General features: G+C 33.8%; 31 protein-coding genes and 1 tRNA gene. 8 read left to right on the top strand and 24 right to left on the bottom strand.

Annotated elements, in window-relative coordinates; genetic code table 11:
* Nucleotides 1-23 precede the first annotated feature (23 nt).
* Nucleotides 24-449 carry a hypothetical protein gene (locus WAF17_RS21085; protein WP_338764117.1) on the bottom strand — a complete coding sequence of 142 codons (426 nt, stop codon included), beginning with the start codon at nt 447-449 and terminating at the stop codon, nt 24-26.
* Between the two features lie 121 nt (nt 450-570).
* Between WAF17_RS21085 and WAF17_RS21080 the strand changes: the two genes are divergently transcribed.
* Genes WAF17_RS21080 through WAF17_RS21050 form a run of 7 tightly spaced genes read left to right on the top strand, consistent with a single transcriptional unit; the run spans nt 571 to nt 4,573 of the window.
* On the top strand, nt 571-1,011 hold the full coding sequence (locus WAF17_RS21080) for a phage terminase small subunit-related protein (RefSeq protein WP_338764114.1): 441 nt from the start codon (nt 571-573) through the stop codon (nt 1,009-1,011).
* On the top strand, nt 992-2,617 hold the full coding sequence (locus WAF17_RS21075; RefSeq protein ID WP_338764111.1) for a hypothetical protein: 1,626 nt from the start codon (nt 992-994) through the stop codon (nt 2,615-2,617). The genes WAF17_RS21080 and WAF17_RS21075 overlap by 20 nt, the downstream gene beginning before the upstream one ends.
* Before the next feature lie 12 nt (nt 2,618-2,629).
* Complete coding sequence (locus tag WAF17_RS21070) at nt 2,630-3,058, top strand: hypothetical protein (protein ID WP_338764109.1); 429 nt, start codon at nt 2,630-2,632, stop codon at nt 3,056-3,058.
* Nucleotides 3,015-3,323 carry a hypothetical protein gene (locus tag WAF17_RS21065; protein WP_338764107.1) on the top strand — a complete coding sequence of 103 codons (309 nt, stop codon included), beginning with the start codon at nt 3,015-3,017 and terminating at the stop codon, nt 3,321-3,323. The genes WAF17_RS21070 and WAF17_RS21065 overlap by 44 nt, the downstream gene beginning before the upstream one ends.
* Nucleotides 3,292-3,861 (top strand): hypothetical protein, encoded by a 570-nt coding sequence (locus WAF17_RS21060; protein WP_338764105.1) that lies wholly within the window; start codon nt 3,292-3,294, stop codon nt 3,859-3,861. The genes WAF17_RS21065 and WAF17_RS21060 overlap by 32 nt, the downstream gene beginning before the upstream one ends.
* A 56-nt stretch (nt 3,862-3,917) precedes the next feature.
* On the top strand, nt 3,918-4,070 hold the full coding sequence (locus WAF17_RS21055; protein WP_338764103.1) for a hypothetical protein: 153 nt from the start codon (nt 3,918-3,920) through the stop codon (nt 4,068-4,070).
* Between the two features lie 47 nt (nt 4,071-4,117).
* Nucleotides 4,118-4,573, top strand: a complete 456-nt coding sequence (locus WAF17_RS21050; RefSeq protein ID WP_338764101.1) for a DUF1406 domain-containing protein — start codon at nt 4,118-4,120, stop codon at nt 4,571-4,573.
* Here WAF17_RS21050 and WAF17_RS21045 read toward each other — a convergent pair.
* From WAF17_RS21045 to WAF17_RS20945, 21 genes are all read right to left on the bottom strand, one after another.
* The gene (locus WAF17_RS21045) at nt 4,562-4,744 is read right to left on the bottom strand and encodes a hypothetical protein (RefSeq protein ID WP_338764098.1); all 183 of its coding nucleotides are present in this window, start codon (nt 4,742-4,744) and stop codon (nt 4,562-4,564) included. The two genes, WAF17_RS21050 and WAF17_RS21045, sit on opposite strands and share 12 nt — an antisense overlap.
* Nucleotides 4,745-4,806: 62 nt before the next feature.
* Nucleotides 4,807-5,097 carry a hypothetical protein gene (locus WAF17_RS21040; protein ID WP_338764096.1) on the bottom strand — a complete coding sequence of 97 codons (291 nt, stop codon included), beginning with the start codon at nt 5,095-5,097 and terminating at the stop codon, nt 4,807-4,809.
* Nucleotides 5,098-5,248: 151 nt separating this feature from the next.
* Nucleotides 5,249-5,479: a hypothetical protein gene (locus WAF17_RS21035; RefSeq protein WP_338764094.1), complete on the bottom strand. Its 231-nt coding sequence runs from the start codon at nt 5,477-5,479 to the stop codon at nt 5,249-5,251.
* 184 nt (nt 5,480-5,663) lie between these two features.
* Nucleotides 5,664-6,314, bottom strand: a complete 651-nt coding sequence (locus WAF17_RS21030; protein ID WP_338764092.1) for a hypothetical protein — start codon at nt 6,312-6,314, stop codon at nt 5,664-5,666.
* The gene (locus WAF17_RS21025) at nt 6,314-6,625 is read right to left on the bottom strand and encodes a hypothetical protein (RefSeq protein ID WP_338764090.1); all 312 of its coding nucleotides are present in this window, start codon (nt 6,623-6,625) and stop codon (nt 6,314-6,316) included. Before WAF17_RS21025 ends, WAF17_RS21030 begins: the two co-directional genes overlap by 1 nt.
* A 26-nt stretch (nt 6,626-6,651) precedes the next feature.
* The gene (locus WAF17_RS21020) at nt 6,652-7,041 is read right to left on the bottom strand and encodes a hypothetical protein (RefSeq protein WP_338764087.1); all 390 of its coding nucleotides are present in this window, start codon (nt 7,039-7,041) and stop codon (nt 6,652-6,654) included.
* Nucleotides 7,038-7,553, bottom strand: a complete 516-nt coding sequence (locus tag WAF17_RS21015; protein ID WP_338764084.1) for a hypothetical protein — start codon at nt 7,551-7,553, stop codon at nt 7,038-7,040. The genes WAF17_RS21020 and WAF17_RS21015 overlap by 4 nt, the downstream gene beginning before the upstream one ends.
* Nucleotides 7,550-7,795 carry a hypothetical protein gene (locus tag WAF17_RS21010; RefSeq protein WP_338764082.1) on the bottom strand — a complete coding sequence of 82 codons (246 nt, stop codon included), beginning with the start codon at nt 7,793-7,795 and terminating at the stop codon, nt 7,550-7,552. Before WAF17_RS21010 ends, WAF17_RS21015 begins: the two co-directional genes overlap by 4 nt.
* Nucleotides 7,782-8,000 carry a hypothetical protein gene (locus tag WAF17_RS21005; protein ID WP_338764079.1) on the bottom strand — a complete coding sequence of 73 codons (219 nt, stop codon included), beginning with the start codon at nt 7,998-8,000 and terminating at the stop codon, nt 7,782-7,784. The genes WAF17_RS21010 and WAF17_RS21005 overlap by 14 nt, the downstream gene beginning before the upstream one ends.
* A 6-nt stretch (nt 8,001-8,006) precedes the next feature.
* A complete protein-coding gene (locus WAF17_RS21000; RefSeq protein WP_338764077.1) occupies nt 8,007-8,219 on the bottom strand; it encodes a hypothetical protein in 213 nt (70 codons plus the stop codon).
* A gap of 3 nt (nt 8,220-8,222) precedes the next feature.
* Complete coding sequence (locus tag WAF17_RS20995) at nt 8,223-8,714, bottom strand: hypothetical protein (protein WP_338764075.1); 492 nt, start codon at nt 8,712-8,714, stop codon at nt 8,223-8,225.
* Entirely contained in the window at nt 8,714-9,079 is a 366-nt protein-coding gene (locus WAF17_RS20990) for a hypothetical protein (RefSeq protein ID WP_338764073.1), read from the bottom strand. Before WAF17_RS20990 ends, WAF17_RS20995 begins: the two co-directional genes overlap by 1 nt.
* The gene (locus tag WAF17_RS20985) at nt 9,076-9,255 is read right to left on the bottom strand and encodes a hypothetical protein (protein ID WP_338764070.1); all 180 of its coding nucleotides are present in this window, start codon (nt 9,253-9,255) and stop codon (nt 9,076-9,078) included. The genes WAF17_RS20990 and WAF17_RS20985 overlap by 4 nt, the downstream gene beginning before the upstream one ends.
* Nucleotides 9,242-9,607: a DUF6283 family protein gene (locus tag WAF17_RS20980; protein ID WP_338764067.1), complete on the bottom strand. Its 366-nt coding sequence runs from the start codon at nt 9,605-9,607 to the stop codon at nt 9,242-9,244. The genes WAF17_RS20985 and WAF17_RS20980 overlap by 14 nt, the downstream gene beginning before the upstream one ends.
* A 35-nt stretch (nt 9,608-9,642) precedes the next feature.
* Nucleotides 9,643-9,714, bottom strand: a tRNA-Cys gene (locus WAF17_RS20975).
* A 51-nt stretch (nt 9,715-9,765) separates the two neighbouring features.
* Nucleotides 9,766-10,329, bottom strand: a complete 564-nt coding sequence (locus WAF17_RS20970; protein WP_338764065.1) for a hypothetical protein — start codon at nt 10,327-10,329, stop codon at nt 9,766-9,768.
* A gap of 38 nt (nt 10,330-10,367) precedes the next feature.
* Nucleotides 10,368-10,871, bottom strand: coding sequence for a hypothetical protein (locus tag WAF17_RS20965; protein WP_338764062.1), 504 nt, complete (start codon nt 10,869-10,871; stop codon nt 10,368-10,370).
* Between the two features lie 19 nt (nt 10,872-10,890).
* Nucleotides 10,891-11,916, bottom strand: a complete 1,026-nt coding sequence (locus WAF17_RS20960; RefSeq protein WP_338764059.1) for an ATP-binding protein — start codon at nt 11,914-11,916, stop codon at nt 10,891-10,893.
* 81 nt (nt 11,917-11,997) lie between these two features.
* The gene (locus WAF17_RS20955) at nt 11,998-14,106 is read right to left on the bottom strand and encodes a DDE-type integrase/transposase/recombinase (RefSeq protein WP_338764057.1); all 2,109 of its coding nucleotides are present in this window, start codon (nt 14,104-14,106) and stop codon (nt 11,998-12,000) included.
* Between the two features lie 144 nt (nt 14,107-14,250).
* Nucleotides 14,251-14,466 carry a hypothetical protein gene (locus WAF17_RS20950; RefSeq protein ID WP_338764055.1) on the bottom strand — a complete coding sequence of 72 codons (216 nt, stop codon included), beginning with the start codon at nt 14,464-14,466 and terminating at the stop codon, nt 14,251-14,253.
* Between the two features lie 59 nt (nt 14,467-14,525).
* On the bottom strand, nt 14,526-14,726 hold the full coding sequence (locus WAF17_RS20945; protein ID WP_338764053.1) for a hypothetical protein: 201 nt from the start codon (nt 14,724-14,726) through the stop codon (nt 14,526-14,528).
* A 120-nt stretch (nt 14,727-14,846) separates the two neighbouring features.
* Here WAF17_RS20945 and WAF17_RS20940 point away from each other — a divergent pair, with 120 nt between their 5' ends.
* Nucleotides 14,847-15,368, top strand: a complete 522-nt coding sequence (locus WAF17_RS20940) for a helix-turn-helix domain-containing protein (RefSeq protein WP_338764051.1) — start codon at nt 14,847-14,849, stop codon at nt 15,366-15,368.
* Nucleotides 15,369-15,920: 552 nt separating this feature from the next.
* Here WAF17_RS20940 and WAF17_RS20935 read toward each other — a convergent pair.
* Together WAF17_RS20935 and WAF17_RS20930 are read right to left on the bottom strand one after the other, a co-directional pair.
* Nucleotides 15,921-16,547: a Uma2 family endonuclease gene (locus WAF17_RS20935; protein WP_338764049.1), complete on the bottom strand. Its 627-nt coding sequence runs from the start codon at nt 16,545-16,547 to the stop codon at nt 15,921-15,923.
* A 123-nt stretch (nt 16,548-16,670) separates the two neighbouring features.
* Nucleotides 16,671-22,181, bottom strand: a complete 5,511-nt coding sequence (locus tag WAF17_RS20930) for an MG2 domain-containing protein (protein WP_338764046.1) — start codon at nt 22,179-22,181, stop codon at nt 16,671-16,673.
* Nucleotides 22,182-22,315: the final 134 nt, after the last annotated feature.

Below are 22,315 nucleotides of genomic sequence, written 5' to 3'. Positions count from 1 at the left end.
ATTAAACAACAACTAGCGAGTATCTATTTCTTTGTTGCTGTTTTTTTACTTGTTGTTTTTGTTTCTTCTTTGGTAGCATCCTCTTGAGATGTTGCTTTGTCTTCCTCTTTAGTTGCTTCTTTCTGCTGTGCCTCAAGCTCTTTGACCTTAGCTTGTAACTTCTCTATTTCAGACTTCTGCTCCTCATTTTCAGACTTCAAAAGCTCGTTTTTAGAACTAAGAGATTTTACTTCATTTTGTGTTGCTTCTCCAAGTTGTAGTTTATTGAGCTTCTCTCCTTTTTGCAGTTTTTTGACCGTTTCAGCTTCTAAAACAACTACATTCATTTGCTTTTGATGCTGTGGCGTTCCCAAAACTTTTTGGAAGGTGTTTCCATCTAACGATTTTAAATCAGCAGACGAATATTCTTTTTTACCTTCTACAATGTTTAAATAAAATACTTTTGCCATTTTGCTATTTTTTTTGGTAAAATAATAAATAATGATAACAAAGTTATCAAAATGTTATTTTTTATCCTGTCGTTTTGACCGAATGTCAAAAAATATGCTAATTATTTTAGACTTTTGAAGTATGAATAGACAAGAAAGAGATAAAAAAATAGCCGAAAACTACTATATCTATTTGCATAAATCACAAAAAGATATAGCAGATGAGCTTGGTTATGCCGAAAGAACAATTCTAAATTGGAAAAATGAAGGTAAGTGGGATGAAAAAAGGCAAGATGCTGAAGATATTCCTATTGTTCAGTCTCGCATTGTTATTACTACATATCGTAAAATAGAAACCGAATTACAAAAAGAAGCTCCAAGTTGGGATGACTTGTCTAAAGCAGGTGCTTTTTTAGATAGATTCAATAAAGGGAAATCTCATATCGGTACAATGACACAAGTAGCGTATGATTTCTTTAGGTATTTGTTTGAAACTGACCAAAAAAGATATGTAAAAGTAGCTTTAAATCTAATTGACAACTTCTTAAAATATCGCATTAAAAATGGAGATACAGGTAAGTAGAGAATGGGATGCGATAAAAGATAGTTTAGAAAAAGGAACTTTTCATAAGTTAGATTTAAACCCAAACCCTAAAAATCGCATCAACTGGAAGCAAGTAGAAAACGGACTTTCAGATCCTCAGCAAGCATTTTTCAATGCTCGTAACAGAGTAAACCTATACTTTGCAGGGCAAGGAGCTGGCAAGTCTCATATATTAGGTGTGCTTTCTCTTTTCTTGGCAACAAACTTTCCTAATGTTTTTGGTCTTATCGCTGCAAACACCTATTCACAGCTAAACGACTCTACATTATACAGAATTAGAGAAGTTTGGGAAGAGCTAGGAATTATAGAATATGATGAGGTTACAGGGCAGGGCGATTATGTTGTGAACCGTCAGCCTCCGAAAGAATTTAATACGGACAATCATAATTTCAAACGTTATAATAATATTATCTCTTTCCGTTGGGGAGCTGTCATTTTTACTCGTTCGCTTGACAATTTCAAGGCGATTGATGGAATGGAAGTCGGTTGGACGCTGCTTGACGAAACAAAAGATACAAAAGAAGCTGCTGTCAAGGAAGTTGTTTTAGGTCGTAACAGACAGAAAGGCATGTATCTTACCAAAACTGGAAAGATTACTACTAAAGTAACTAAAACTCCTTTCAATCCCTTGTATATCGTTACTTCTCCTGCTAGAGAGCAATGGCTCGTTGAATGGTTTAAACTGGAAAAGTTTGAATTAGAAATAAAGAGTAAAATATTTTCAGAAACTGATTTTTTTTACAAAAAAACTACCTCTTCACACTTTGTAGTTATTTCGTCTGCCTATCATAATAAAAAGAATCTGCCAGCGAACTATATAGAAAATCAAAAAAATACGCTGCCTTCACATTTGATAGATATGCTTATCTATGGCGATCCGTTTTCAAAAGCTGGAGGAGAAATTTACACAGGATTTGATAGACAACGAAACATCAAAGATTTTGATTACATACCATCACGACCTTTGCTTTTATCTTGGGATTTTAATGTAAACCCTTATGTTACATGTCTCATTGCTCAAGTATATAATTTCAATGGGATTCAAAATTTATTTATCATAGATGAGGTATGCTCTGAGCCTCCAAAGAACACAACAGAACACGCAGCAGAGGAAGTTGTTAGTAGATATAGTACACATAGAGAAAGTGTTTGGGTGTTTGGAGACCCTTCAGGTAATAATGACGATACAAGGAGATCTAAGAAGTATGAAAAAAGAAATGACTATCTCATCATCAGCTCAATAGTACGTGAATTAGGAGGTGTAAAAATAAAAGTAGGTAAAAGCCACCCGGGAGTGTCTACTAGAGTGAATTTCATTAATATAATACTTGAACTCAAACATCCAACTATTAGAGTTTATATACATCCAAGATGCAAAAAACTGATAGCAGATTTATCGTATGTAAAGGAAGATACAGATGGAACTAAACTAAAAAAGAAAGTAGAAGATAAAAATACAGGCAAAAGATATGAAGAGTATGGTCATACATCAGATGCTTTAGATTATTTAATTTGTAGGTTATTTTATTCAGATTATTCAAGGTATAAAAAAGGCAAAAATAAAAGAACTAGAACAAAAAAATAAACCAAAACAACTATGCAAGCAATCTATAAAAAGAAAGTTGAGAAAATAGTCAATCAATCAACAGCAGCAAGTTATTTTATTAAAAAGATAACTCTAAGCAATGATATTTTGAAAATAGATTTCTACCAGTCATTCGCTGAATACAGAAAATTTAATCCTGCTAAAAACAAAGTTGCTCCAACAGGTAAAGATGAGTTTTTAGACTGGTTTAATTACAATGAAACTGATAATACAATTCATCTAAATACTGTCTATAAGACATTCTACAAAATCTCTTTTTCTGTTTTATCGAAAGTAAAATTTGTCAAGCAAATACATTTTAATCTACCTATTTCAAAGACAAATGAAAAGTATGAAGCAATGGTAGATTATATAATACTCAAAAGAATAATAGAGAATGAAGATTTTGAATGGATTAAAGTTTCCGAAAATAAAAATTAGAACTATAAAATATACTTTCAAAAAAGGTAATATTCCACTTGTAGAAGTAGGAATACAAAAAGCTGTCATTCCTTTTTCTTTTGAGCTTTTGAGCGTGATAATGTGGCAATGCTTTTTGGAAACCAACACACTATTTGAGCCAACTCAAAAAGTCCAAATACCTACTTACCGAGCTTTTGTTTGGCTTGGTTTGGAGTTTTACATCAAATTAAAAATTTACCATTTCAAAAAATATGAAGAAGATTATCCTTACCAAAATAATTAGTCTTTTAGAGTTTTTCAAAGCTAAATTAGAGCAACCCAAACGCTCCAAAAAGGTGTCTGTTTTGCGTACCGACAAAAATGGGAACACTTGGTATGCTTACAAAATGCAAGACTTACCCGATGCTCGTGCAGTTTATATGCAAGCTATCTTAAACCAAATGGCTGTAGGTATTGATAATGAACAGCTTCAAAAATTACTTTCAAATGCTTCTGAAACTGTCCACGCATTAGGCAGTTCTAATATAAATGATGTAAAAAATAGTTTGATTTATCAGTTTGAGAATATCAAAGAGCGTTCTGAAAATATCGTAAACATTCCACTTTTAGAACAGGCTGCTCTAACAATGCTCGTCTTGGACGGAGAGCCAGACGATATCCAACAAGAATGGCAAACCAAAAAGCGTAAACTCTTAGCGCAAGATGAAGATAGCAAGGTTTTTTTTTATGCTTTTGTTTTGAATATCATAAGAGACTCTGCCAATATATCTCCTCAAGAACTCAAAAACTACCTAAGGGCGAAAGCCGTAAATACGATATAGAACGTAAGCCTAGCACTTATCAACAAATTTTCTTTGAAAATTGTAACGTCGAAAGAATGATAATTTCAGACGACAATCCACTTATCATAGACCGAATAAACGCCTATTCTGTGCAGGAATACCTATCTTTTTTGGTAGCTCGGTATGATGCTTCTGAAAAAGTAAGAGTGCAAATGGAAAAGCAACACAATAAGAATAACAAAAAATAATTTTATATTTGAATTAAATATATCTTCCAATTTAATTCAATATTATTATGCTAAAATTATTTTCATTTATATCTATTTTGCTATTTTTATTTGCTTTTTCTTCTTGTTCTTCAAATTCTCAAAAGCAAAGTGCAGAAGAAGAAACGGAATATGCAGATTGTGATTATAACAAACTAGAAATCACACTTTATGAATTTGGGACAGACAAAATCATAAATTCAAAAACAACAGATGCTTGTCTTTTTATTCAAGAGTTTCAGAAAGAAATGGGTGGTGTAGAAATAAAAGACCCAGACGGAATTATGAAAATTAGTTATTATAACGAATCTGACCCTAAAATTTTAAAATTTTTAGATGTGTCCATAAAAGGAAAAGATACTTGGAGGTTAAGAGCTAATAAAGGACACGACTTGTTTAAAAATGAAGAAGAAGGGAAACTAACTTTAGTTTTTGGAGATAGGGACGGTTTAGGCTTCAAAGGAACAATAGTATTAACCAAATAAAGGCAATACATAATCTCTAATCAAGCCAACAATTACAGCAATGACCAAAAAAATCAAACCTATAAGCAAACCCATTCCCATTGATTCGTTTCGCTTGTCTTCATAGGTTCTGAAAAAACGGTCATCGTAGTCCTTCTCTTTTTTCTTGAATATGTTTTTTAGGAATTTCATAGCCTAAAGATATAAAAAAAACACTCTCTAGTAACTTACTAGAGAGTGTTTTTTTATTGCTTTTAGTTAAAAAACATATCAGATGCAAATTCTATTTCATTATTTGCTGATTTGAAAAGTTCACTTTTCCTAAATTCTGATTCATTCCAAAAATATTCATTTTGTATGATTTGATATTTTTTTGAGTTTTTCATAAGAAAAATAACTACATCTACTAAAGTTATTGTTCTGCGCTCCTCCTCAAATTGTCTAGTTAAGGTATCTCTAAGTTTGTTAGAGCTTCCTTTGTGCTTTACTAAAATAGCTTCGTGCTGTAAGTCTTCGTGTATGAATGTTATTACTGTCGTGTTCATAATAAAAATTGATTTGGTTGTCGTTTAATCACACTGTGTACACGACACACGAAGTGAATGGTTACGATGTTTCCGAAAGAAAATGAAGAAAGATTTAGACACAAAAAAGCCTTCAAAATGTATTTTTGAAGGCTTTTTTTGAGCTATAAGTTTAATCAAATAAATCTCTTATTTGATACAAATCGGCTGATAGCTCTTTTGGTGATACTCGCAAGTTTTCTAACTTATCTTGAGTATTTACGACTCTTATTGCATTGTCTATTATATTAGAAATGTCCTTTTCTGAGGCGAATGTGAGTAACTTTCTACCTAATATGATTGCTTTAGCATCTTTTTCCGTTAAAGTTAGGTTTATAACGGTATTTGTTTGGTTATTTTCCATAGAGGTTAAATTTGTGCTATTAATTTTAGTTATATAACGAGTAAAATTATATAGTATATTGTTTTGCTGCTAATTATATTAGACAAAAATACTTTTTTCGTCTATAAACTAACCACATAACAAAGTTAATGCTATTTTATTTTAGATAAATAAAAAAAACAAAAATTACATTTATATAGTAATTTTATAATTTCTTTTCATACCCTATCAAAGTGCCTCTATCTGATTTGACAGGTGTAAAGCCAAGATTTATCAGATGCTGTCTATATTCCGTAATTTCCTTACCTGTTTTTAGTGTTTTGTAGTGTTTGCTATCCCAAGTGTTTGGGTGTGCTGTTTTGATTTCCTCGCCCTGCTCCTTAGCCAGCATCCAATCACGCAATTCTGATATTTTTGATGTAAAAACACGTATAGATTTGATTTTGAAAAGGAAGTAATCCGAATCAAAAAAGGCTTGTAACTCTACAGGATTCCATTTCTCAAAACTCATCATTTTTACTTCTGCAGGTCGGAACTCTATTTTTGTAGAGTTCGGACGATACTTTTTGTAAAGCTGTCTCCAAAGATTAGAATTATAGCCTAATGTTTCATTCTGCTCAACTGTTCTGACTTTTTTGCGCTTGGCATAAACTGTGTCAGATAAAGCGATTTTATCACTTCCTAGCGAATCACTAGCAAGGAGCTGGTCATTGACTAGATTGAGTAGAATAAACAAGTGTTTCATTTGTAAATCTACTTTCAAGTCTATTTTCGTGATAGATTTATCTTTATTTATACATAAAAAAAGCAAGGTTTTCGCCCTGCCTTCTTTTGTTGATTTGATGTTGTAGTGCATTATATGGTAATTTGGTCAAGTGAACTATATAAAGATTCTTCAATAACACCTAAATTATGAGTTAGGCAGTAGGGACTAACATAAATAATTATATTTGTATCAAGTAAAAACATACCACTATCTATAATCTCATCATAACCATCGTTTATCGACTTGCCTATCTCAAAGCGTATTTGCTCATCGCTCAATGAAACTGTAATTCCATTTTTATTCATTGTAAAGTCTGAATCTACAACAGTATTATTTTGATTATCTTGATATCCATTGTAACTTAAAAACTGCTTTATATATTCTACTTTTGATGCTTCCATTTTCTAGTTTGGTTTATTGTGGTTGATTAGAATAAAATTTCAAGTTGATTTTTATTAAGTTTTAAGAACTCATTTTTAGTAGCTTCTATAATTTTTTCAAGCATCTTTTCATCTACTAAATCTTTATCATCATCTATGAGTTGTGATAAAGTTTTGTAAGGATGACACCAAAAACGCTGAATGAAACGAGTAATTGAATAGCCTTTTGCTTTGTCTTCTTCATCAATTTTTCTCAAAATAGAAACATCTTTTTCAGTTGCTGGTCGGATAAGTAATATTTTATAGGAGAAAATCTTAAGTTTACGACTTGCGCTAAAATCAACAAAGGTTTCTACTATTTTACGTTTGTTTTTTTTATGAACAGCATAAATAATTTGAACATCTGATAAGTTAGCATACATAAAATCTTCTTTCATTTCTTCAAAATGTCTTTAGCTTTCTTAGTTTCTCCAGTTTCAGAATTTGTTACCGTCCAATTTCCACGCTTTTCGTCTTGAAATTTTGGTACGACATTATCTCTGACAATTTTAATTTGAGTAACTAATTTTGGCATTTCTTCAGAATTATAGTCATTCAAATCCTTTTTCAGATAGCCTATTTTCAGAATAAACTTGTAAATATTGTGCATATCTGCCACCATTTCGCCTCTCACTTCCACTTCCATATCCATTTCTCTACAAAAAGCAATGATTTTCTTTCTTTGTCTGTCCAAAGATGTATCTCGTTTGGGTTTTGTAGCTACTGATTGTTCTTTCATTCCTTCCAAATGCTCTATTGCTAGTTTCATTTGTTCCATTGTGAGTTGCTTTGATGAGGTTGCTTTTCCTTCTGAAAACTCACTTACTAAGTCCTTTTTGTGTTGCATCAGCCCCAACTCATTGAGCAGGGCGTGGAACTTTTGTATTTGTTTTGGAGTGGCTGTTTTCATAGCTGCTCTAGTTGCTTCATAAAGTATTCTGAAACTTGATTTTTCAGATTTATAATAGTTCCTACAGCCTCAACTTCTTCCAAATCTGCAATGTCTTCAGTCATTAATCTGAGCATCTGACCACAAGCACCAAAGAAAGCTCTTCTTGTTTCTTGCTGCTGAATAGGAGGCATCTGTTTTTCATCTAAGCGCATCAATTCAAGATATTTTTGATATTGAGCTTCTAAATTAAATTTGTCCATCTTCTGAATAAGTTTGAGTAATAAAAATCCTTCTCCTGTGGCAAGCGTTCACAAATAGATTAAATGTGAGTAAAGAAGGAAAAGAAACTTGGTACTCGCCATTACCAAGGTAAGTTTTAGAAATACCACTGTTAGCTGTAAAAAGCGTATTAAGAGTATGTTTACTCTCATTTTTTGGCAGTTTGGCTATACAGTAGTATTTCATTTTGAGTTAAGATTTAAGACCTATCATTTTATCAAATGAATTTTGCAGCTTGACTACATCTATTGCTAGTTGTCGTCTTACATAAGCCTGTTTACACTTTGCAAGTGCGTTTTGTGCTTTTCGCAGTTTGATTGCAGCTTCTTTTAGCTTACAAGTACAGGTTTGAGTTTCCTCTTTCTGTTTTCTCACGAAGTTGGTATTGGGCGTGATTTCTAGCATAGTTCAAAAGAGTTCTTTTTGTATATAATTGAGAAGTTTTGCACGAAGCTCTCTCATTTCAGCTTCTATCCTTTTGCATCTGATAAGTAAATCGTTTTTACTTGGATGATTTGTCTTTACAGCATTCCAATATTCCAGTTGAGCCTGCATCATCTCATCAAACTTTTCCATAAAATCTGATTGAGCAAAAGCCTTATACATTACAAAACCGAGTTCTTGAGAGCTTTCAGAATCTACTTCCTTAATTGTATAAGTATCGCCAACTCTTTTTATTTCGTAGTTTTTGGCATTACACAACTCGTGAATTTTCTTTGGCTTTTCAGCAGGTTTGATATGCTGATTTGTCAAAACTTTTGGTGTTTTTTTGAACGCTTGTGCATTGTTAGTCTGTTCCATCTTTTTTTTGATTTTATTGATTTCTTGAGTCAATGGAAGTGAAAGCTCTTTCACTTCGTTTCGATAATTTGGACTTGCAGGTTCACGATAGTATGCCATTACGATTCATTTTCTTCCTTTTGAGGTTGTGGAGCTACAAATAGAATATCCAACTCCTTTAGAACATCTTGTAAATAATCTCCAATAGACTCACATAAAGGAGATTCATCAATTGGAAGATTATTTGCAAGAGCTGCACATTCAAAAGGCTCAAGAGCAACAGAATGTATTTTTTTGTAGTTATAATCTACTTTATTGAATTTATTAAATGAAAGCCTTTGTATAACCAAATACTGAAAGTTCTGACATGTAGCCTCTGATAAATCCAAATCATTCGTATGCGAAATATCAAACGATAAAGCTGTCATTTGCTTTGCTGTGAGTTTCAAAGAAACCTTTCCTGCTGTTGTGATAGTATGCTTCATTTATCTGAAAATAAAGAGTGAATAAATTTAAAAAGCCATCTAATCAACGAATCCGAATCAATCAAATCCATTGCTATTGTGATTAGAATACTAATTACTAAAGTCCCTACAACTATATCATTTGCTAGATTATAGAAAGTATTCCAATGCTGCGCTGTGATTTCAAGTAGTTTCATAATTCCTAGTTGTATGGTGTTCAATCATTTCATTTCTACTATCAAATACAAGTTCGTAACCTTGTAATTTTTCAGCATCAAAACCAAAAGCATAAGTAGCTAAACGAAACATCATATTGCTATCCACGCCCTGCTCCTTATCTAGTAAGAGCATTGCACCAGCGCACTGAGAGTGTTCTTGAATAGGTTTATCTATTCCCTTTTTTACTCCAGTTGTTTCATGACACGCAAAAGTGGTATCCGAAAAAGGTGAGTTTGCTACTTCTGTAGCTCTATTTTCACCTAACCATCCTTTCTTACAATCCTTACGAAAAGGACAATTTTTGCACGGTTTTTTGAGATTGAAATTCATAGTTTTATTTAGTTTGGTTGTCGTTTGAATTTTTGAAGGCGTGGAGGGATTCGAACCCCCGATTTTTCGTTTTGCAAACGAACCGTTTAACCACTCACTACACGCCCTTATTACCTTTCTAGCTGCTATCTAGTAGTTAGCTAGAAAGGTGTTTTTGATTACTTTTTGATTGGTTTTAATTGAAACTCTCTTTCAGAAGAGTAATCAATACCCATTTTTTTGAACTCTTCTTTTGAGCCTAACCCAAGGCTTATAAGACCATCCATTTTTTTGAAAGCAAATTTTGGATATTCAGTAAAATACCCTTCGTAAGAATCTGGGTATTTAGACTTAAAAAGCTCAAGAACCTCTACCATATCTTTGTCTTCATTGATAGAGTAAGTACGTCCCTTCTCTACAAAAACAGCTTTTCCCAACCCTGCAAACTCTGTACTTTCAGAAGATATTTGAGTTAGATATTGCTGTACGGTCAGAGCAGCTATTTTCTTTTCTTCGTCAAGCTCTTTGAGTTCTGCTGCGTGTTCTTCTGCAATGCCTTTTGTGATTTCTGTGATTTCATTAATCACATCAGCATAATCAGCCAGTTCTTCTTTTCTACGAGTTTCTGTACGTGCATCAAGTTGATTTTCCTTTTCTAAAACTTCGTTGTAAGCTCTAAAAGCATCAACAGCTTCGTTTTTGCTTATGATTTTTTCTTCTACTACTTCAGTTGCCTTTGCCATAATTTTAATTAAAAATTAAGAGTGAATAAATAATTGATTTATATAATAAAGCTCATTAGTTGAGCGAAAATCCAAGTGAAAATTGATTGCGTTTTTTCTTGTTTTGCTTCGTGAGCTACAAGAAGTGTTTGTTCTTCTACTACTTTAATTTCTGCTGTTTTTTGAAGTCTCAAGTAGTGTTCTTTATCAAAATCTACAGTGCTATAATCTTTGATTAAGTAAGAATAATACATTCTGAAAGCTGCTGAATTTCTAGCTTTGTAAGTAGCTACATGAGATTCCATTTGCTCTTTGAATACCCAACAGTTTTGCAAATAATCCCATTTTATCACTTCCTCTACAATGAACTGATTGCGTTTACTAAAATAGACAGAGAACCATTTTTTAAACTCATAAGAGTTTTTGAGGTATCTTATTTCTTCTCTGTCTTCAAAGGTCATTTCTAAAAAATGACTCAAACAATCATCAAAAAAAGCAAGGTAAGCTCCATCACTCCATTCAGAAGCTATACAAATGAACTCCTCTGATTCGTTGTAATCCATTTTGTAGTATTTTTGATTATCATTCGCCATAGCTCAACTCCTTTCCGTAAAGCATATCTAGCATTTCTGCTGATATAGGTTTGTTGTTTTTAGTAGCATACTGACAGGCTCTATCTACTACTTTTGAGAGTGAGCGTTTTGTGTTGAGAAGTGATAGCCATTCAATGACATCTTTTTCATTCTCCATTTCTACACCTGTATTGTCAAGTGCTATTTTGATAGTAGCTTTCCAGTCAGAAAGGGCATATTTACCTTCTTTCAAGCCTTCTAATAATTGCCAGCTTCCAAAGAGCCTATCCCAAAGCTGATTCGCTCCTTGCTTTGCAGTTCTTGAGTGTGTCCAACCTTTGACTTTTTCATTTATTCCACTTCCACAGATAACAAATCCACACAACCTGTCGTGAGAGCCGATTTGAGTATCATCAATCAAATCTTTGATAACTCCTACCCACATACTTTTAGATGCTTGTTCCATCTCATCAAGAATGAGTAACCAGTTTGAATCTTCACTATTCAAAACATCTACTATCTTATCTTGAATTGCAGATATTGAATAACTGTCAGCCTTTCTGATATTCAAACTATTGGCAATTTTTTGAAGGAATGTCTTTTTATTCCATTTCTTCATCATCTTTACATAGGCTACTTCATTGTTTGTTCTCCAGTAGCTTTCCAAACTGTATGTTTTGCCATAACCCTGCTGTCCGTCTATGAGCCTCAAGTCTTTATCAGACTGAGCCTTCTCGCAGATAGCAAAAACATTTTTGTATTGAATAGTATCTATGTGATGCCAAAAGTTATTTTCCTTTATGCCAATAATACGAGCTACTTTTTTATAGTAAGAAAGCTTAGGATATAGCTCAGTACCTCCTTTTATCTTGCTTTCAATCTTAGTAAAACCTGCAATAGCTCTTACATAGCCACTATTTAGCGAGTGTCTAGAGATAAGCTCAGCCAAAGATAAACCTGTGCTTTGTAAGTAATTATTGAGTTCTGTACCTACTTTTTGTTCGTAATCTGTGAGTTGAATTTTCTGCTTTGCCATTTTTTTGTTAATTTTATGTTAGAAATTTATTTTTCTAGCCCTTGCAAAGCGATTTGGTTGTCGTGCAGGGGCTTTTTTTGTTTAAGATGCAGCTTTTTCAAGCTGACGTTTTCTGTATTCCTCCAAAGTCATTTCTTCTTTTTCGGATTCTTTTTGACGCTCTTTTGATTGTCTGAATGATACAGCTTTACCATTCATTCCCATTTCCTTAGCGATGATTTCGGCATCATTCATAAGGTCCTTTTTAATAGATGCTGCTGTGATAGATTCTTTCATGTCTTCAGCAGTCAGTCTATCCAATGTTTTTAAATATTCTATTTTGTGCTGACGTTTGACTTCTTTCTGCTCTTCCTGCATTGCAGCGATGCGCTGACCATCTCCTTCTTGTCTATCTCCCAAATAATCGGGTGCAGCTTCGTAAGCATCAATACTTAAATGTTCTTCTTGCCAAGTAAAAGGCGTTCCATCAGCATTGTAAAGCCAAATTTTACTCAAATCATCAGCATCAAACTTGACTATGAATTTCTTTCCTATCAGTGAGCTATTGATGTCTCTATCAACTACTTTGAATATATGCTCTTGCTTATTCCAAGTGATTTTTAATCCTGCGTTTCTATAAGTAATCAATCCTGTTTTGGCATCTCCACGAGCAGATATTAAAAAAGCATCGTTAAAAATTGCTCTTAATGCTGTTCTTTGTTGGTCAGCATCGTTTTTGTATTGCTGCCATCTTGATACGTTTGTCGTGTCTTTTTTCATTGTATCAGCATTCCAAAGCGTTACAAGCTGCTCAAGTTGTGAGATAAGCTCGTTGTGAGTAGGAGCATTTTTGATGTTTGCTTGTATCCAAACTCTGTTCATTCGGTTAGAATCCTTCTTTACAGTCAAATTCATTCCTGCCCAAAATGGATGTAATCTCATTAAGCTATCTTGGAAGCGTTTGAAAACCGATTCAATCGTTTTTGCTCGTGCATTTCCGACGGCTGCTGGAGTTACATATTTGGCTAGTTTTTCAAAGAAGTTTTTACCTCCTTCTTTTTTACCTTGCTTCATTAGCGACTGAACAGCTGATGAATTATCTGTTCTGATTTGGTGAGGAACTGTATTTGTTATGCTTACGGCACTCTTTAGAGCCTTCACAACTGCATCAGAAGTTTCTGAATTAGTGATATGATAGCCTATAATCGCCTCCGTTTTTACATCAATGACTGCAATCCAATAAATACGAGCGTATAATTGCTGCTTATCTTCTCCTCCACTATGATAAATATCTACTATCGTACCGTCAAATTCCCATATTGCACCTGCAAAAGAGGGCTTTTTACGTCCAATCGTAGGAATATATGTGTCATTGTAGAGTTTTGGCTCACGTTGCATTGTCCAAATCGGCTTCACAGAAGGTTGCTCTAAAAATGTAATTACAGGAGCTGGCGTTTTCAAAACCTCCCAACCTTTTTCGGCTGCTTTTGCATTGTACAATTCCGTGATTAACTCAAAGCTAAATTTACGATGGTCAGAAGCTAAGTAAACCAAATAATCCTGCTGTATTTGCTCCGTTATCTTAGAAGAGTTCTTACAAGAAACCTCCGTGCGCTCATCAATAATTTTTCTAAAGGCATCATCTCCAAACTGCTCAACCAACTTTTTATACTGTACAAATACCTGCTGATTCAAGACTACAAAGTCTTTGCAATTCCATTTTGTAAAATTCAAAGATTGAATACACTTTACACACTCCTGTAAGAATGATTTTTTGTTCTTAAAGCCTTTTGCTTTAAGTGTGATTTTGTTTTTCTTATCGCCCAAAAAGTATATCATTCGCTTCCACGCTGATATGGCAGCATATTCATAAGCCTGTGTCGTTTCATACATAGACAAGAAGTAAGACAGTTCATTGTCTTTTTCCCAAGTACGAGCTTCATCTAGCAACTTCTTAGAAGGCTTCTTTACTTCCTCTGCTAAAATGGCTTCTAATTCTTTGAGAGTAGGTAAGTCTTTTTTGTCTTTTACTGCACAAACTTTATTATTAGCAGCAATAACACTATCAAAGAATACCCAGCCTTTTTTTGCAGACTCCCAAAGACCTTTAGCAACTCCCCTTCTTGGACGAGTGTACCAGTTCTCTAAAAATTTGTATGAAACGATAATTCTATCGTTCATTAATTCAATATTCTGAGTTGAGTTGTTCATAATCTTGATAAGTGATAATTATTGTATAAGATATTCATTAGCCTTTTTTATAAAGCCCTCATTCAGTAAATGAGGGTTTTTATCACTTATCTAATTGAATAATCTTAAATTTCTTTATTAAATACCTCTAAAGAGTGTGTTTTTTTAGTTGAAAAATGAGCGACATATTAATTCATCTACCCTTGTAGCTTCGTGGTAGTACATTCTAGCAACTTGCAGAAATGAAAAAGCCTTAGAATTATCTCCAAATGATAGTAATTCAAGTGTACGAGTTTTGATTACTTTCTTCCTTTGAGTTTTTGTTAGTTCTGAAAATGGGATATACTTTTTTTTCATATATCTTGATAATGTATGTGCCATAACGATTAAAATTTTTATTTTTGAGAAAATATCTAATTGAATAACTTTTTGAACTATGACTACTTTGTCAAATTACGCTCTCCTTTATGGATTTGAGCGACTTCTTCTTTTGCTTCTGCAAAAGATTCTCGCAGCTTTTCTACAACTTGCTTTACGCCTCTTGTATCTCTTCTTCTGCCTTTACGAATGGCTCTTACGGTATCAGGACTCAATCCGACAATATCGCCTACCATTTTATTTGTGATTAAAACTTTACTCATTGTTGATAATTTTTTGTTTGATATATTTTGTTGCGCTTATCCGATACACAAATATAATAAAAATATTCAACGTTAAAAATTTTAATCAAAAATCACTTCTATTTATAATGATTCTAAACAATGGACAATACAGAAATATCTCAATTCGGAATAAGTTTAAAATATTGCAGAGAGCTAAATGATAATATGAGCCAAAGAGCTTTAGGTAAAGCATTAGGTGTTTCAGGAGGCTCTATATCGCATTATGAAAATGGTAAACAACCTACTTTAGAACTTGCTCAAAAAGCAGCAGACTTTTTTGATTTAACTTTAGATGAATTCTTGAATATAGTTGATAAAAATACTAATCAAGAACTTGTTGAAAAAGCTAAACTAAAATCTCGTTATAAGCAAGATATTAAACAAGCGGGGGACAAAGCGGGGGACAAAGCGGGGGACATTTATACTAAATCCGATAACACTTCCCATAAAGAAGGTAATAGCTATGAAATAGAGGCTTTGAGAAAGTCCTTAGAAGATAAGGAGCGTATCATTGCTAGTCTTGAGCAGCGCATCACTGATAAGGAGGAATTGAATAAAATGCTACGCAATGAGGTAGATAGGCTTAAAAAGGAGCTACAAGGCTATAAAAGCAGCGAATAATGGGTAAGGAATAGTGTAAGGTCTGTATTTTCACATTTATACTAGAATATTGCTAGTTTTTTACTAGAAAGTGGCTATAAATCGCTGCTAGTGTGTTATTAGAGGTTTTATAGCGTTTTGCTAGTGAAAAATGCGTTTCCGTGCATTAGGTGCATAAAATGAGTATTTGTTTTAGCTAAATCACTCAAAAACAGTCATTTACCATCGGAACGAATGCAGAAGAACAAGGTCTGTCAAAGCGAACGAATAGCGAAAACTTTAATTTTCGTTTTTTTTGAGTATTTTTGATAGAAAACAACAAAATCGCCCTCCGTTGTACACAAAAGGCGATTTTTGATAAAAAATTTTCTTTTTTTTCTTTTTACTTTCTTTAATTATTGATTTACCCTACCTAAAAGCAAAGAAAGGGGATATAATTAAATTCATAATACTAAATGTACAGCGTATGAATTATGAAAATAAGGTAGAAGACATACCCTTAAATATAAAATTTGAATATCCTGTTTTGGAGTAAAGAATCTCCGATAGATTTTTGTAACTACCTCACCAATATCATTCAAAAATCTCATTGACTTCAATATCCAAATTAGGCAAAGTGTAGCAAGGTACAATATCATCTATTCCATAAAAACCTGCTACTTCGTACTTGTTATTGGCATCATTCAAAACAAACTTTTGCACCGTTTTTTCCAACGGACGAACCAACCAATATTCTTTTACTGCATTGGCTGCATAAATTTCGTACTTGTCTTTTATATCTCTCTTTGCATTGGCTGCATTTTTTTCAGATACAATTTCAATAATTAAATCTGGCGAACCTACACATCCTCTGTCATCTAGTTTTTCTAAATCACAGACCACACAAATATCTGGCTGCACAACGGTATAAATTTCTTTATCGGTTTTGCCAAGTCTTTGCTCTAACGACTCATTCGGATTTTTTAGTAAACGAACATCAAAAGGAGCTGCATATACTTTACACTCTAAATGATTACTTTTTAAGTATATTTTCAACAAAGCACTTAGATTTATTGAAATTTCTTGATGCAAACGAGAAGGTGCAGACATAGGAAATATTTTTCCTTTTATAAGTTCTACAAATCCGTCAAACTGCCATGTTATGTAGTCAGAATATGAATAGACTTTATTAAAGTCTAATTGGTCTAGTGAAGTAATCATAGTTTTATCTCTATTGAGTTTATTATATCCTTTTTCGAAGATACGAAAATGAAAGTTGTAACAAAAACCCTAAAGGTTTTGAAGCCCTTAGGGTTTAAATAATTGTAGCCAAAATCATAAAACCTACTCCACCACTAAGCTACCAGCACCGTGATAAGAGTGATAAGAAGCATCATACATCGCATCAGCACTTATCAAACCGACTTTATAATTTCCTTTTGAAACGGCACGAGTTTGATAATAATAATATTGTGGCTTCTTCTTTCTGACATCCGTAAAAATATTTACTCTATCATCTCTAAAGTCAAAATGTTCTGGCGAAGAAGCATTTTTTATCCAATCAAATTGTTGCGCTCCTCCTAGTCGTGGGTTTTCTATCTCCAAACCAGCAGGAAGCATATCAGTAATCACTACATTTTCAATGACATCTACCGAAGTAGAAATCACTTCTATTCTGACAACTACTAATTGATTTTGTTTGACATTACCAGTAATTACATTTCCTTTTTTGTCTAAATATGTACGACGAACACGAATATTTTTATCTTCTTGTATGTAATCGCCTTTCAGACTTATTCCTTCTTTCTCCCAAAAATAATACAAATCGCCTTCTCCACTCGTTTGGATAGTTATTTCTTTATCCAAAACTTGATTTTTTGTAAGAACAACTGTTCCGTTTTCATACGCCGAAAGGTTAGAGCCTCCAGCCGAAATTTGAGCTGTAATATTGCTATTATTTGCTTTTCGTGCTAGTTTTCCTAAAGCTAAAAACGTAAAAGCGTGTTCTTGTGTATTGAGATAACGTTTTGCTCTGTACTGTTCAGATAATTGTTTGGCAAGAGTTCCTATTTGTGGATTTTTTGGGTCTTGCTCTAACAATACGTTCAAAGAAATAGCTTGGTCACGTATATAAGAATAGAAATTTCCACCCAAAGACTGCTGAGATTTTTCTCCTGAAAAAGATGGAGGCAAAACAGTTGTATAACTCGCCTTATCTCCCAATAATTTATACGTTGCAGCTAGTAAATAACGAGAATCAATCGCTAATAAATGCTTATTTGCTTTATAATAATTCATCGTCGAAGCATCTTGCTTTCCTGCCATTGCCAAAATATACATAGAATAGAAAATAGATTTGTTGGCAATTGGTCTTGACGTGAGCTGTCCGTTGATATTATAATAATACAGACGTTCGGTATCTTTTGATTTAATTTTGGTAAGTAGATAATCATGTGCCTTTTCCAAAACTTCATCATTTACTTCATACCCTGCTTTTTTAGCTTCTGTCAAGAAATGCGTTGCATAGACTGTTCCCCACCAACTCGCTTCATGTCCACCTTGCCAGTAACTTAGTCCTCCTTCGTAAAGCTGCATAGATTGTAGTTTTCCGATTGCAAAACGTACATTTTCATCAGGGTTTAGATTATAACTCAATGATTTCCCAATAGATTCGGCAATATCTTTTACATAGAGTTGAGGGAAAGCACTTGAGGTAGTCTGCTCCACACAACCATACGGATAACGCACCAAATAATCTAAAGATTTCACAAATTGAACCATCGGCGACTTACTCACAACAAGTTTTGCATCTGCCGAAGTTGGTACATAATCGTGTTTGAAACTAAGCGTTTTGCTTTTTCCACCTTCTACGCTTCCTGCATCAGATTCTTTCAAAAGAGAAGTAAACGGACGAACCGTAATATCAGTCGTTTGATTGAATTTTTCGCCTAAAGCTGCCACTTCAACATCAATATTTGCCGTTCCGACAGCTTCAATTGCATTGATTTTGAAATCTACTTTTGCTTCGCTATTTGGCTGAATAGTAACCGTTTGTGTTGTCTTTCCATCTGGAGAAACTGCACCTTTTGTTTTTAAAGTAACGGTTGCTTGTGCTACTTTTTCGGTGGTGTTGCTCATCGTTACAGGCATCGTAATTTTGTCTTTTGGACTAAGAAAACGAGGAATACCTGCCGAAATTACGATAGGGTCTGCCACTTTCATATTTGCCGTTGCGCTGCCAAATTTTGCACCCTGTACAGCCACAGCCATAATCCTCAAATCTCCTGAAAATTGTGGTACATCGATAGTATAATTAACTTCGCCTTTTGAGTTTGTTTTCAGTGTTCCTGACCAAAAAGAAACTGGTTTTACACGTTTGTTTGCCATCGGATTGGTACGGTTTCCTAAATCATACCCACCTGCTCCGAAGTTTTGAATATTTGCCTTAAACTCTGGATACAGACGTTCATACATATCAAATGCTTTTACGCCTAATGCTCTTTTTTGAAAGAAATAATTGTAAGGGTCTGGCGTTTGGAAATTCTTTATCAGTAAAATTCCTTCATCAACGGCTGCAATCGTAATTTCTACATCTTCCATTGGTCTGCCTGTCTTGACAAGAATATTTTGTTTTTGAGAAGAACGCATACGCTCTGGGACTGTAATTTCTAAATCAATTTTGTGTTCCTTTTCATTTTCTACTCTAATCGGAATATAACCATGAGCTACTGTAAGAGGAACATCATTATTCGAAAGTGGACGAATAAGCGTCGCACTCAAATAAATATTTGGTAAATGCTCATCTGTAATCGGAATATCCATTGAAGCCGAACGATTTTCTACATCAATATATTTGTGTTCAATGACATTATCTTTTTCTAAAGTAACGAGCATTCTACCCGAAAAAGGAGCTTTGAAAAGTACCTTTGCTGTTTCTCCTGCATTGTACTTTTTCTTATTGAGTGTAATATCAATCTGCCCTGCTTTATCTACTTGAAAAGAAGAATTTGAAACCGAACCATAATAATAAGCATAGAAAGTTGTGGCTACATATGTTTCGGCATTTGGAAGAGAAACACGAACCTCATAACGAGCCGAAATTTTTGGTGTAAAAGTAACGGAAGTTCCAGACGGATTGACTTTCATTTCTTTATCATACTCTACTATTTCTTTATACTTCGAAACATAACTATACTGACCGTTGTACCTTCTCTCTAAAGCCGTGTGCCAATCATAACGAACAACTTGAACTCTTGCGTTTGCAGGAATCGCTGTTCCATCATAATCAAGGGCAATGAGTGGAAAATTGAGAGGTTGATTAAGACCAATCCAATAATAATCTAATCTTTTTATGCCCATAAAATAAGGCTGCGTAATTATATCAAAACTCTTTCTTGAACCTACTGGTCGTCCTGTTTCATCAAAAACAGTTGTATAAAAAGTTCCTTGCATCAGTCCGATATTTTCAAATGTATTCGGTATTTTGACGCTCTCTGTTACTTTGCCTTGCAAATTAGTTTCTCCTGTATTTTCATAATCTTCGTAGGAAGGCATTTGATTATTTCCAATATTCAAATAAAAGTTGTAATCTTTATATTTCTCATCTTTTGAAGAAAAGGCTTTTTTGTTGTAGGTTAAGCGTACTTCATAATTTCGGTCGGCTGCTGGAGGACCAAAAAGATTTGTTGCTGTTGCTTCTAAATTTATAGATTGCCCACTCTTTACAGATTCTTCATTGAGTTTTGAAGCTACTTTTATACGCTGTGGCATAAATTCCTCTACATTTATATTTCTTGAAGCCAACAAAACATCATTTGAGGTATAAACTTCAATCGTATAACTTCCTGTTACGCTTGTACTTGGAAGAGGAATAGTAGCTGCAAAAGTTCCTTCTTCTGAAAGACGGTTTTGTTTTTCTACTAATGTTCTGCCGTTTGGCATCAAGATTTTCCATTTTACAGGAATCTGTCCTACACTTTTCCAATCTTCCCAATTTCTAATAATAGCTTTAAAGCTAATTTTCTCATCTGGACGGTACAAATTACGCTCTGGATAAATAAAGGATTGATAACTTCCTGCTGTGGGATAAATTCCATCGGTTTCAAATCCATACGTAGAAACTTGATTTTGCTTTAAATGGATATAACTAAAATCGTTATTTTTTTGAGCTGTGATAAACTGGAAATTATATTTTTCGCCTAGCTTTTTTAGTCCTGTAAATTTAGCTACTCCTTCAGCATCTGTTCTTGTCGTTTGGATAGTCTGATTACTTGTACTGATAAGTCGCATTTGTGTTCCTTCTTCTGGTGTCGCATTCATAATCGAATTGGCAAAAACAAAAATCTCATCATCACTTCTACGAACAATGAATCCTAAATCTGAAACACAAACAATCTGACGGTCTTTTATCCAACGGTCATCTTTTGAACGCACCACTACATAATACATTCCTTCAAACGGACGGCTATCATTTGCCACTACCTCACGCATATCGATAGCATAACTACTTCCAGCCTTTTTGAAATCTGTAATTTTCATGTCTTTTTTGAGAATTACATCGCCATAATTTTTCTCATCGTTGCCATAAAAATAACTATCCATATCAGAGTAGTCGTACAAACCAACTACTTCTCTAAGAAAATGCTGAATATTATTTTCATAAATCTTATATACTTCCAATTCTACTTTCTCAAATCCGTAAATATTTACACCTATATTTCTTTCACCTTTTGAAGTCAAATAAGAAGCCTTACCATCTACAAAAGAAATTTCTTGCTGCGCTCCACCAAAGAGCAAAACGTGTTGATATTCGGCTGTCAGTTTTGTTCCGAAAACTCCCTTCAAATCTTGATTGATAGTAAGCTGATAGTTTGTTTCATCTTTGAAATTGGCTTTTACCAAAAAACCTGCATCTGTTTTTTCTATTTCTGTACGAAGCTGTGGCGTAACCGAAATCAAATCTTTAATCTGTGCTTCATTTTGTTGCACACTTTGGTTTGTTAGAACTCGTACAACTGTTTTTCCATTCATTTTATAGGAAGAAACTTGCGTAACTTCAAAAGTTTGTGGGTCTGGAATATCTGTTTTAAATGACATCTCTGGAGCAGTTCCGTCGCCTTTTGTCATCTTCAATCCTTCTTTTATTTTGATAGAAATCGTTTTTCCTGCTAATTCTTTGCTATCGCTTACATTAGGTTTTACAACTAAACGAATATTTTTCCCTGCTTCATTACTTTTCAAGGTATAATTTGCTGCTGTTCCATTTCCTGTTTCAGACATTCCAAGTGTGGAAAGTGAAAGCAAACTATTCAATGCACTAGGATTAATGTCATAATTAAAAAGTAGATTCAAAAGTAACTCTGGCGAACCTTTGGCATCTGTACTCCAGTAGGCTTGTGCTGTCGAAAGGTCAAGATAAGGCGTATGAAATTCAAACTTTTTTTCTTTATCAATCTCAACATTTTTCTTTGTAAGTTCTGCAATCAGATTTTGAGTAAGTTTGACTTGATACTTTGTATTAGGAGAAAATCCTTCATCTGGGGAAAAAATAAGTGTTGTCGGACTTGTCCACTTAAACTTCCCTTTTACTTTTGGATTTATATCTAAATATTCAATCTCCTGCCAAACATCCAATTGTTCTGGTTTTGCAATGGCTTGATTGAATGTAAAAGTAAGGTTTTGTTGAAGGGCGATTTGCTCTCCAAAATTTTGGTCGATGACTTGTAGCTTTTCCGTAGAGGCACAGGAAACGAGCCAAAATAAAAATCCAAGTGCAAAAATATTGAGTAGTTTTGGGTTGTTGGTGTCGCTATCGCTAAAACACCAACAACGGCTTTTGTTAAGTAAGTGATTCATAAAATTTGGGTAATTGTGTAATTGATGAGTGCAGCAACAACGGCGAATTTGACCATATTGTATTTCAAATTCGTAATTGATAATTCATAACTCGTAATTAATTATTAATACGATGCCATTTAACAAAAAATTGC

The organism is Bernardetia sp. ABR2-2B, assembly GCF_037126435.1.
Taxonomy (GTDB): Bacteria; Bacteroidota; Bacteroidia; order Cytophagales; family Bernardetiaceae; genus Bernardetia.
The sequence above is the reverse complement of the archived record's forward strand: the minus strand, read 5'-3'. Positions and strand labels throughout refer to the sequence as shown.

What these genes read in the sequence shown, in the direction of transcription:
- WAF17_RS21085 (WP_338764117.1), bottom strand. Translation starts at nt 449, where the DNA reads ATGGCAAAAGTATTTTATTTAAACATTGTAGAAGGTAAAAAAGAATAT.
- WAF17_RS21080 (WP_338764114.1), top strand. Translation starts at nt 571, where the DNA reads ATGAATAGACAAGAAAGAGATAAAAAAATAGCCGAAAACTACTATATC.
- WAF17_RS21075 (WP_338764111.1), top strand. Translation starts at nt 992, where the DNA reads ATGGAGATACAGGTAAGTAGAGAATGGGATGCGATAAAAGATAGTTTA.
- WAF17_RS21070 (WP_338764109.1), top strand. Translation starts at nt 2,630, where the DNA reads ATGCAAGCAATCTATAAAAAGAAAGTTGAGAAAATAGTCAATCAATCA.
- WAF17_RS21065 (WP_338764107.1), top strand. Translation starts at nt 3,015, where the DNA reads ATGAAGATTTTGAATGGATTAAAGTTTCCGAAAATAAAAATTAGAACT.
- WAF17_RS21060 (WP_338764105.1), top strand. Translation starts at nt 3,292, where the DNA reads ATGAAGAAGATTATCCTTACCAAAATAATTAGTCTTTTAGAGTTTTTC.
- WAF17_RS21055 (WP_338764103.1), top strand. Translation starts at nt 3,918, where the DNA reads ATGATAATTTCAGACGACAATCCACTTATCATAGACCGAATAAACGCC.
- WAF17_RS21050 (WP_338764101.1), top strand. Translation starts at nt 4,118, where the DNA reads ATGCTAAAATTATTTTCATTTATATCTATTTTGCTATTTTTATTTGCT.
- WAF17_RS21045 (WP_338764098.1), bottom strand. Translation starts at nt 4,744, where the DNA reads ATGAAATTCCTAAAAAACATATTCAAGAAAAAAGAGAAGGACTACGAT.
- WAF17_RS21040 (WP_338764096.1), bottom strand. Translation starts at nt 5,097, where the DNA reads ATGAACACGACAGTAATAACATTCATACACGAAGACTTACAGCACGAA.
- WAF17_RS21035 (WP_338764094.1), bottom strand. Translation starts at nt 5,479, where the DNA reads ATGGAAAATAACCAAACAAATACCGTTATAAACCTAACTTTAACGGAA.
- WAF17_RS21030 (WP_338764092.1), bottom strand. Translation starts at nt 6,314, where the DNA reads ATGCACTACAACATCAAATCAACAAAAGAAGGCAGGGCGAAAACCTTG.
- WAF17_RS21025 (WP_338764090.1), bottom strand. Translation starts at nt 6,625, where the DNA reads ATGGAAGCATCAAAAGTAGAATATATAAAGCAGTTTTTAAGTTACAAT.
- WAF17_RS21020 (WP_338764087.1), bottom strand. Translation starts at nt 7,041, where the DNA reads ATGAAAGAAGATTTTATGTATGCTAACTTATCAGATGTTCAAATTATT.
- WAF17_RS21015 (WP_338764084.1), bottom strand. Translation starts at nt 7,553, where the DNA reads ATGAAAACAGCCACTCCAAAACAAATACAAAAGTTCCACGCCCTGCTC.
- WAF17_RS21010 (WP_338764082.1), bottom strand. Translation starts at nt 7,795, where the DNA reads ATGGACAAATTTAATTTAGAAGCTCAATATCAAAAATATCTTGAATTG.
- WAF17_RS21005 (WP_338764079.1), bottom strand. Translation starts at nt 8,000, where the DNA reads ATGAAATACTACTGTATAGCCAAACTGCCAAAAAATGAGAGTAAACAT.
- WAF17_RS21000 (WP_338764077.1), bottom strand. Translation starts at nt 8,219, where the DNA reads ATGCTAGAAATCACGCCCAATACCAACTTCGTGAGAAAACAGAAAGAG.
- WAF17_RS20995 (WP_338764075.1), bottom strand. Translation starts at nt 8,714, where the DNA reads ATGGCATACTATCGTGAACCTGCAAGTCCAAATTATCGAAACGAAGTG.
- WAF17_RS20990 (WP_338764073.1), bottom strand. Translation starts at nt 9,079, where the DNA reads ATGAAGCATACTATCACAACAGCAGGAAAGGTTTCTTTGAAACTCACA.
- WAF17_RS20985 (WP_338764070.1), bottom strand. Translation starts at nt 9,255, where the DNA reads ATGAAACTACTTGAAATCACAGCGCAGCATTGGAATACTTTCTATAAT.
- WAF17_RS20980 (WP_338764067.1), bottom strand. Translation starts at nt 9,607, where the DNA reads ATGAATTTCAATCTCAAAAAACCGTGCAAAAATTGTCCTTTTCGTAAG.
- WAF17_RS20970 (WP_338764065.1), bottom strand. Translation starts at nt 10,329, where the DNA reads ATGGCAAAGGCAACTGAAGTAGTAGAAGAAAAAATCATAAGCAAAAAC.
- WAF17_RS20965 (WP_338764062.1), bottom strand. Translation starts at nt 10,871, where the DNA reads ATGGATTACAACGAATCAGAGGAGTTCATTTGTATAGCTTCTGAATGG.
- WAF17_RS20960 (WP_338764059.1), bottom strand. Translation starts at nt 11,916, where the DNA reads ATGGCAAAGCAGAAAATTCAACTCACAGATTACGAACAAAAAGTAGGT.
- WAF17_RS20955 (WP_338764057.1), bottom strand. Translation starts at nt 14,106, where the DNA reads ATGAACAACTCAACTCAGAATATTGAATTAATGAACGATAGAATTATC.
- WAF17_RS20950 (WP_338764055.1), bottom strand. Translation starts at nt 14,466, where the DNA reads ATGGCACATACATTATCAAGATATATGAAAAAAAAGTATATCCCATTT.
- WAF17_RS20945 (WP_338764053.1), bottom strand. Translation starts at nt 14,726, where the DNA reads ATGAGTAAAGTTTTAATCACAAATAAAATGGTAGGCGATATTGTCGGA.
- WAF17_RS20940 (WP_338764051.1), top strand. Translation starts at nt 14,847, where the DNA reads ATGGACAATACAGAAATATCTCAATTCGGAATAAGTTTAAAATATTGC.
- WAF17_RS20935 (WP_338764049.1), bottom strand. Translation starts at nt 16,547, where the DNA reads ATGATTACTTCACTAGACCAATTAGACTTTAATAAAGTCTATTCATAT.
- WAF17_RS20930 (WP_338764046.1), bottom strand. Translation starts at nt 22,181, where the DNA reads ATGAATCACTTACTTAACAAAAGCCGTTGTTGGTGTTTTAGCGATAGC.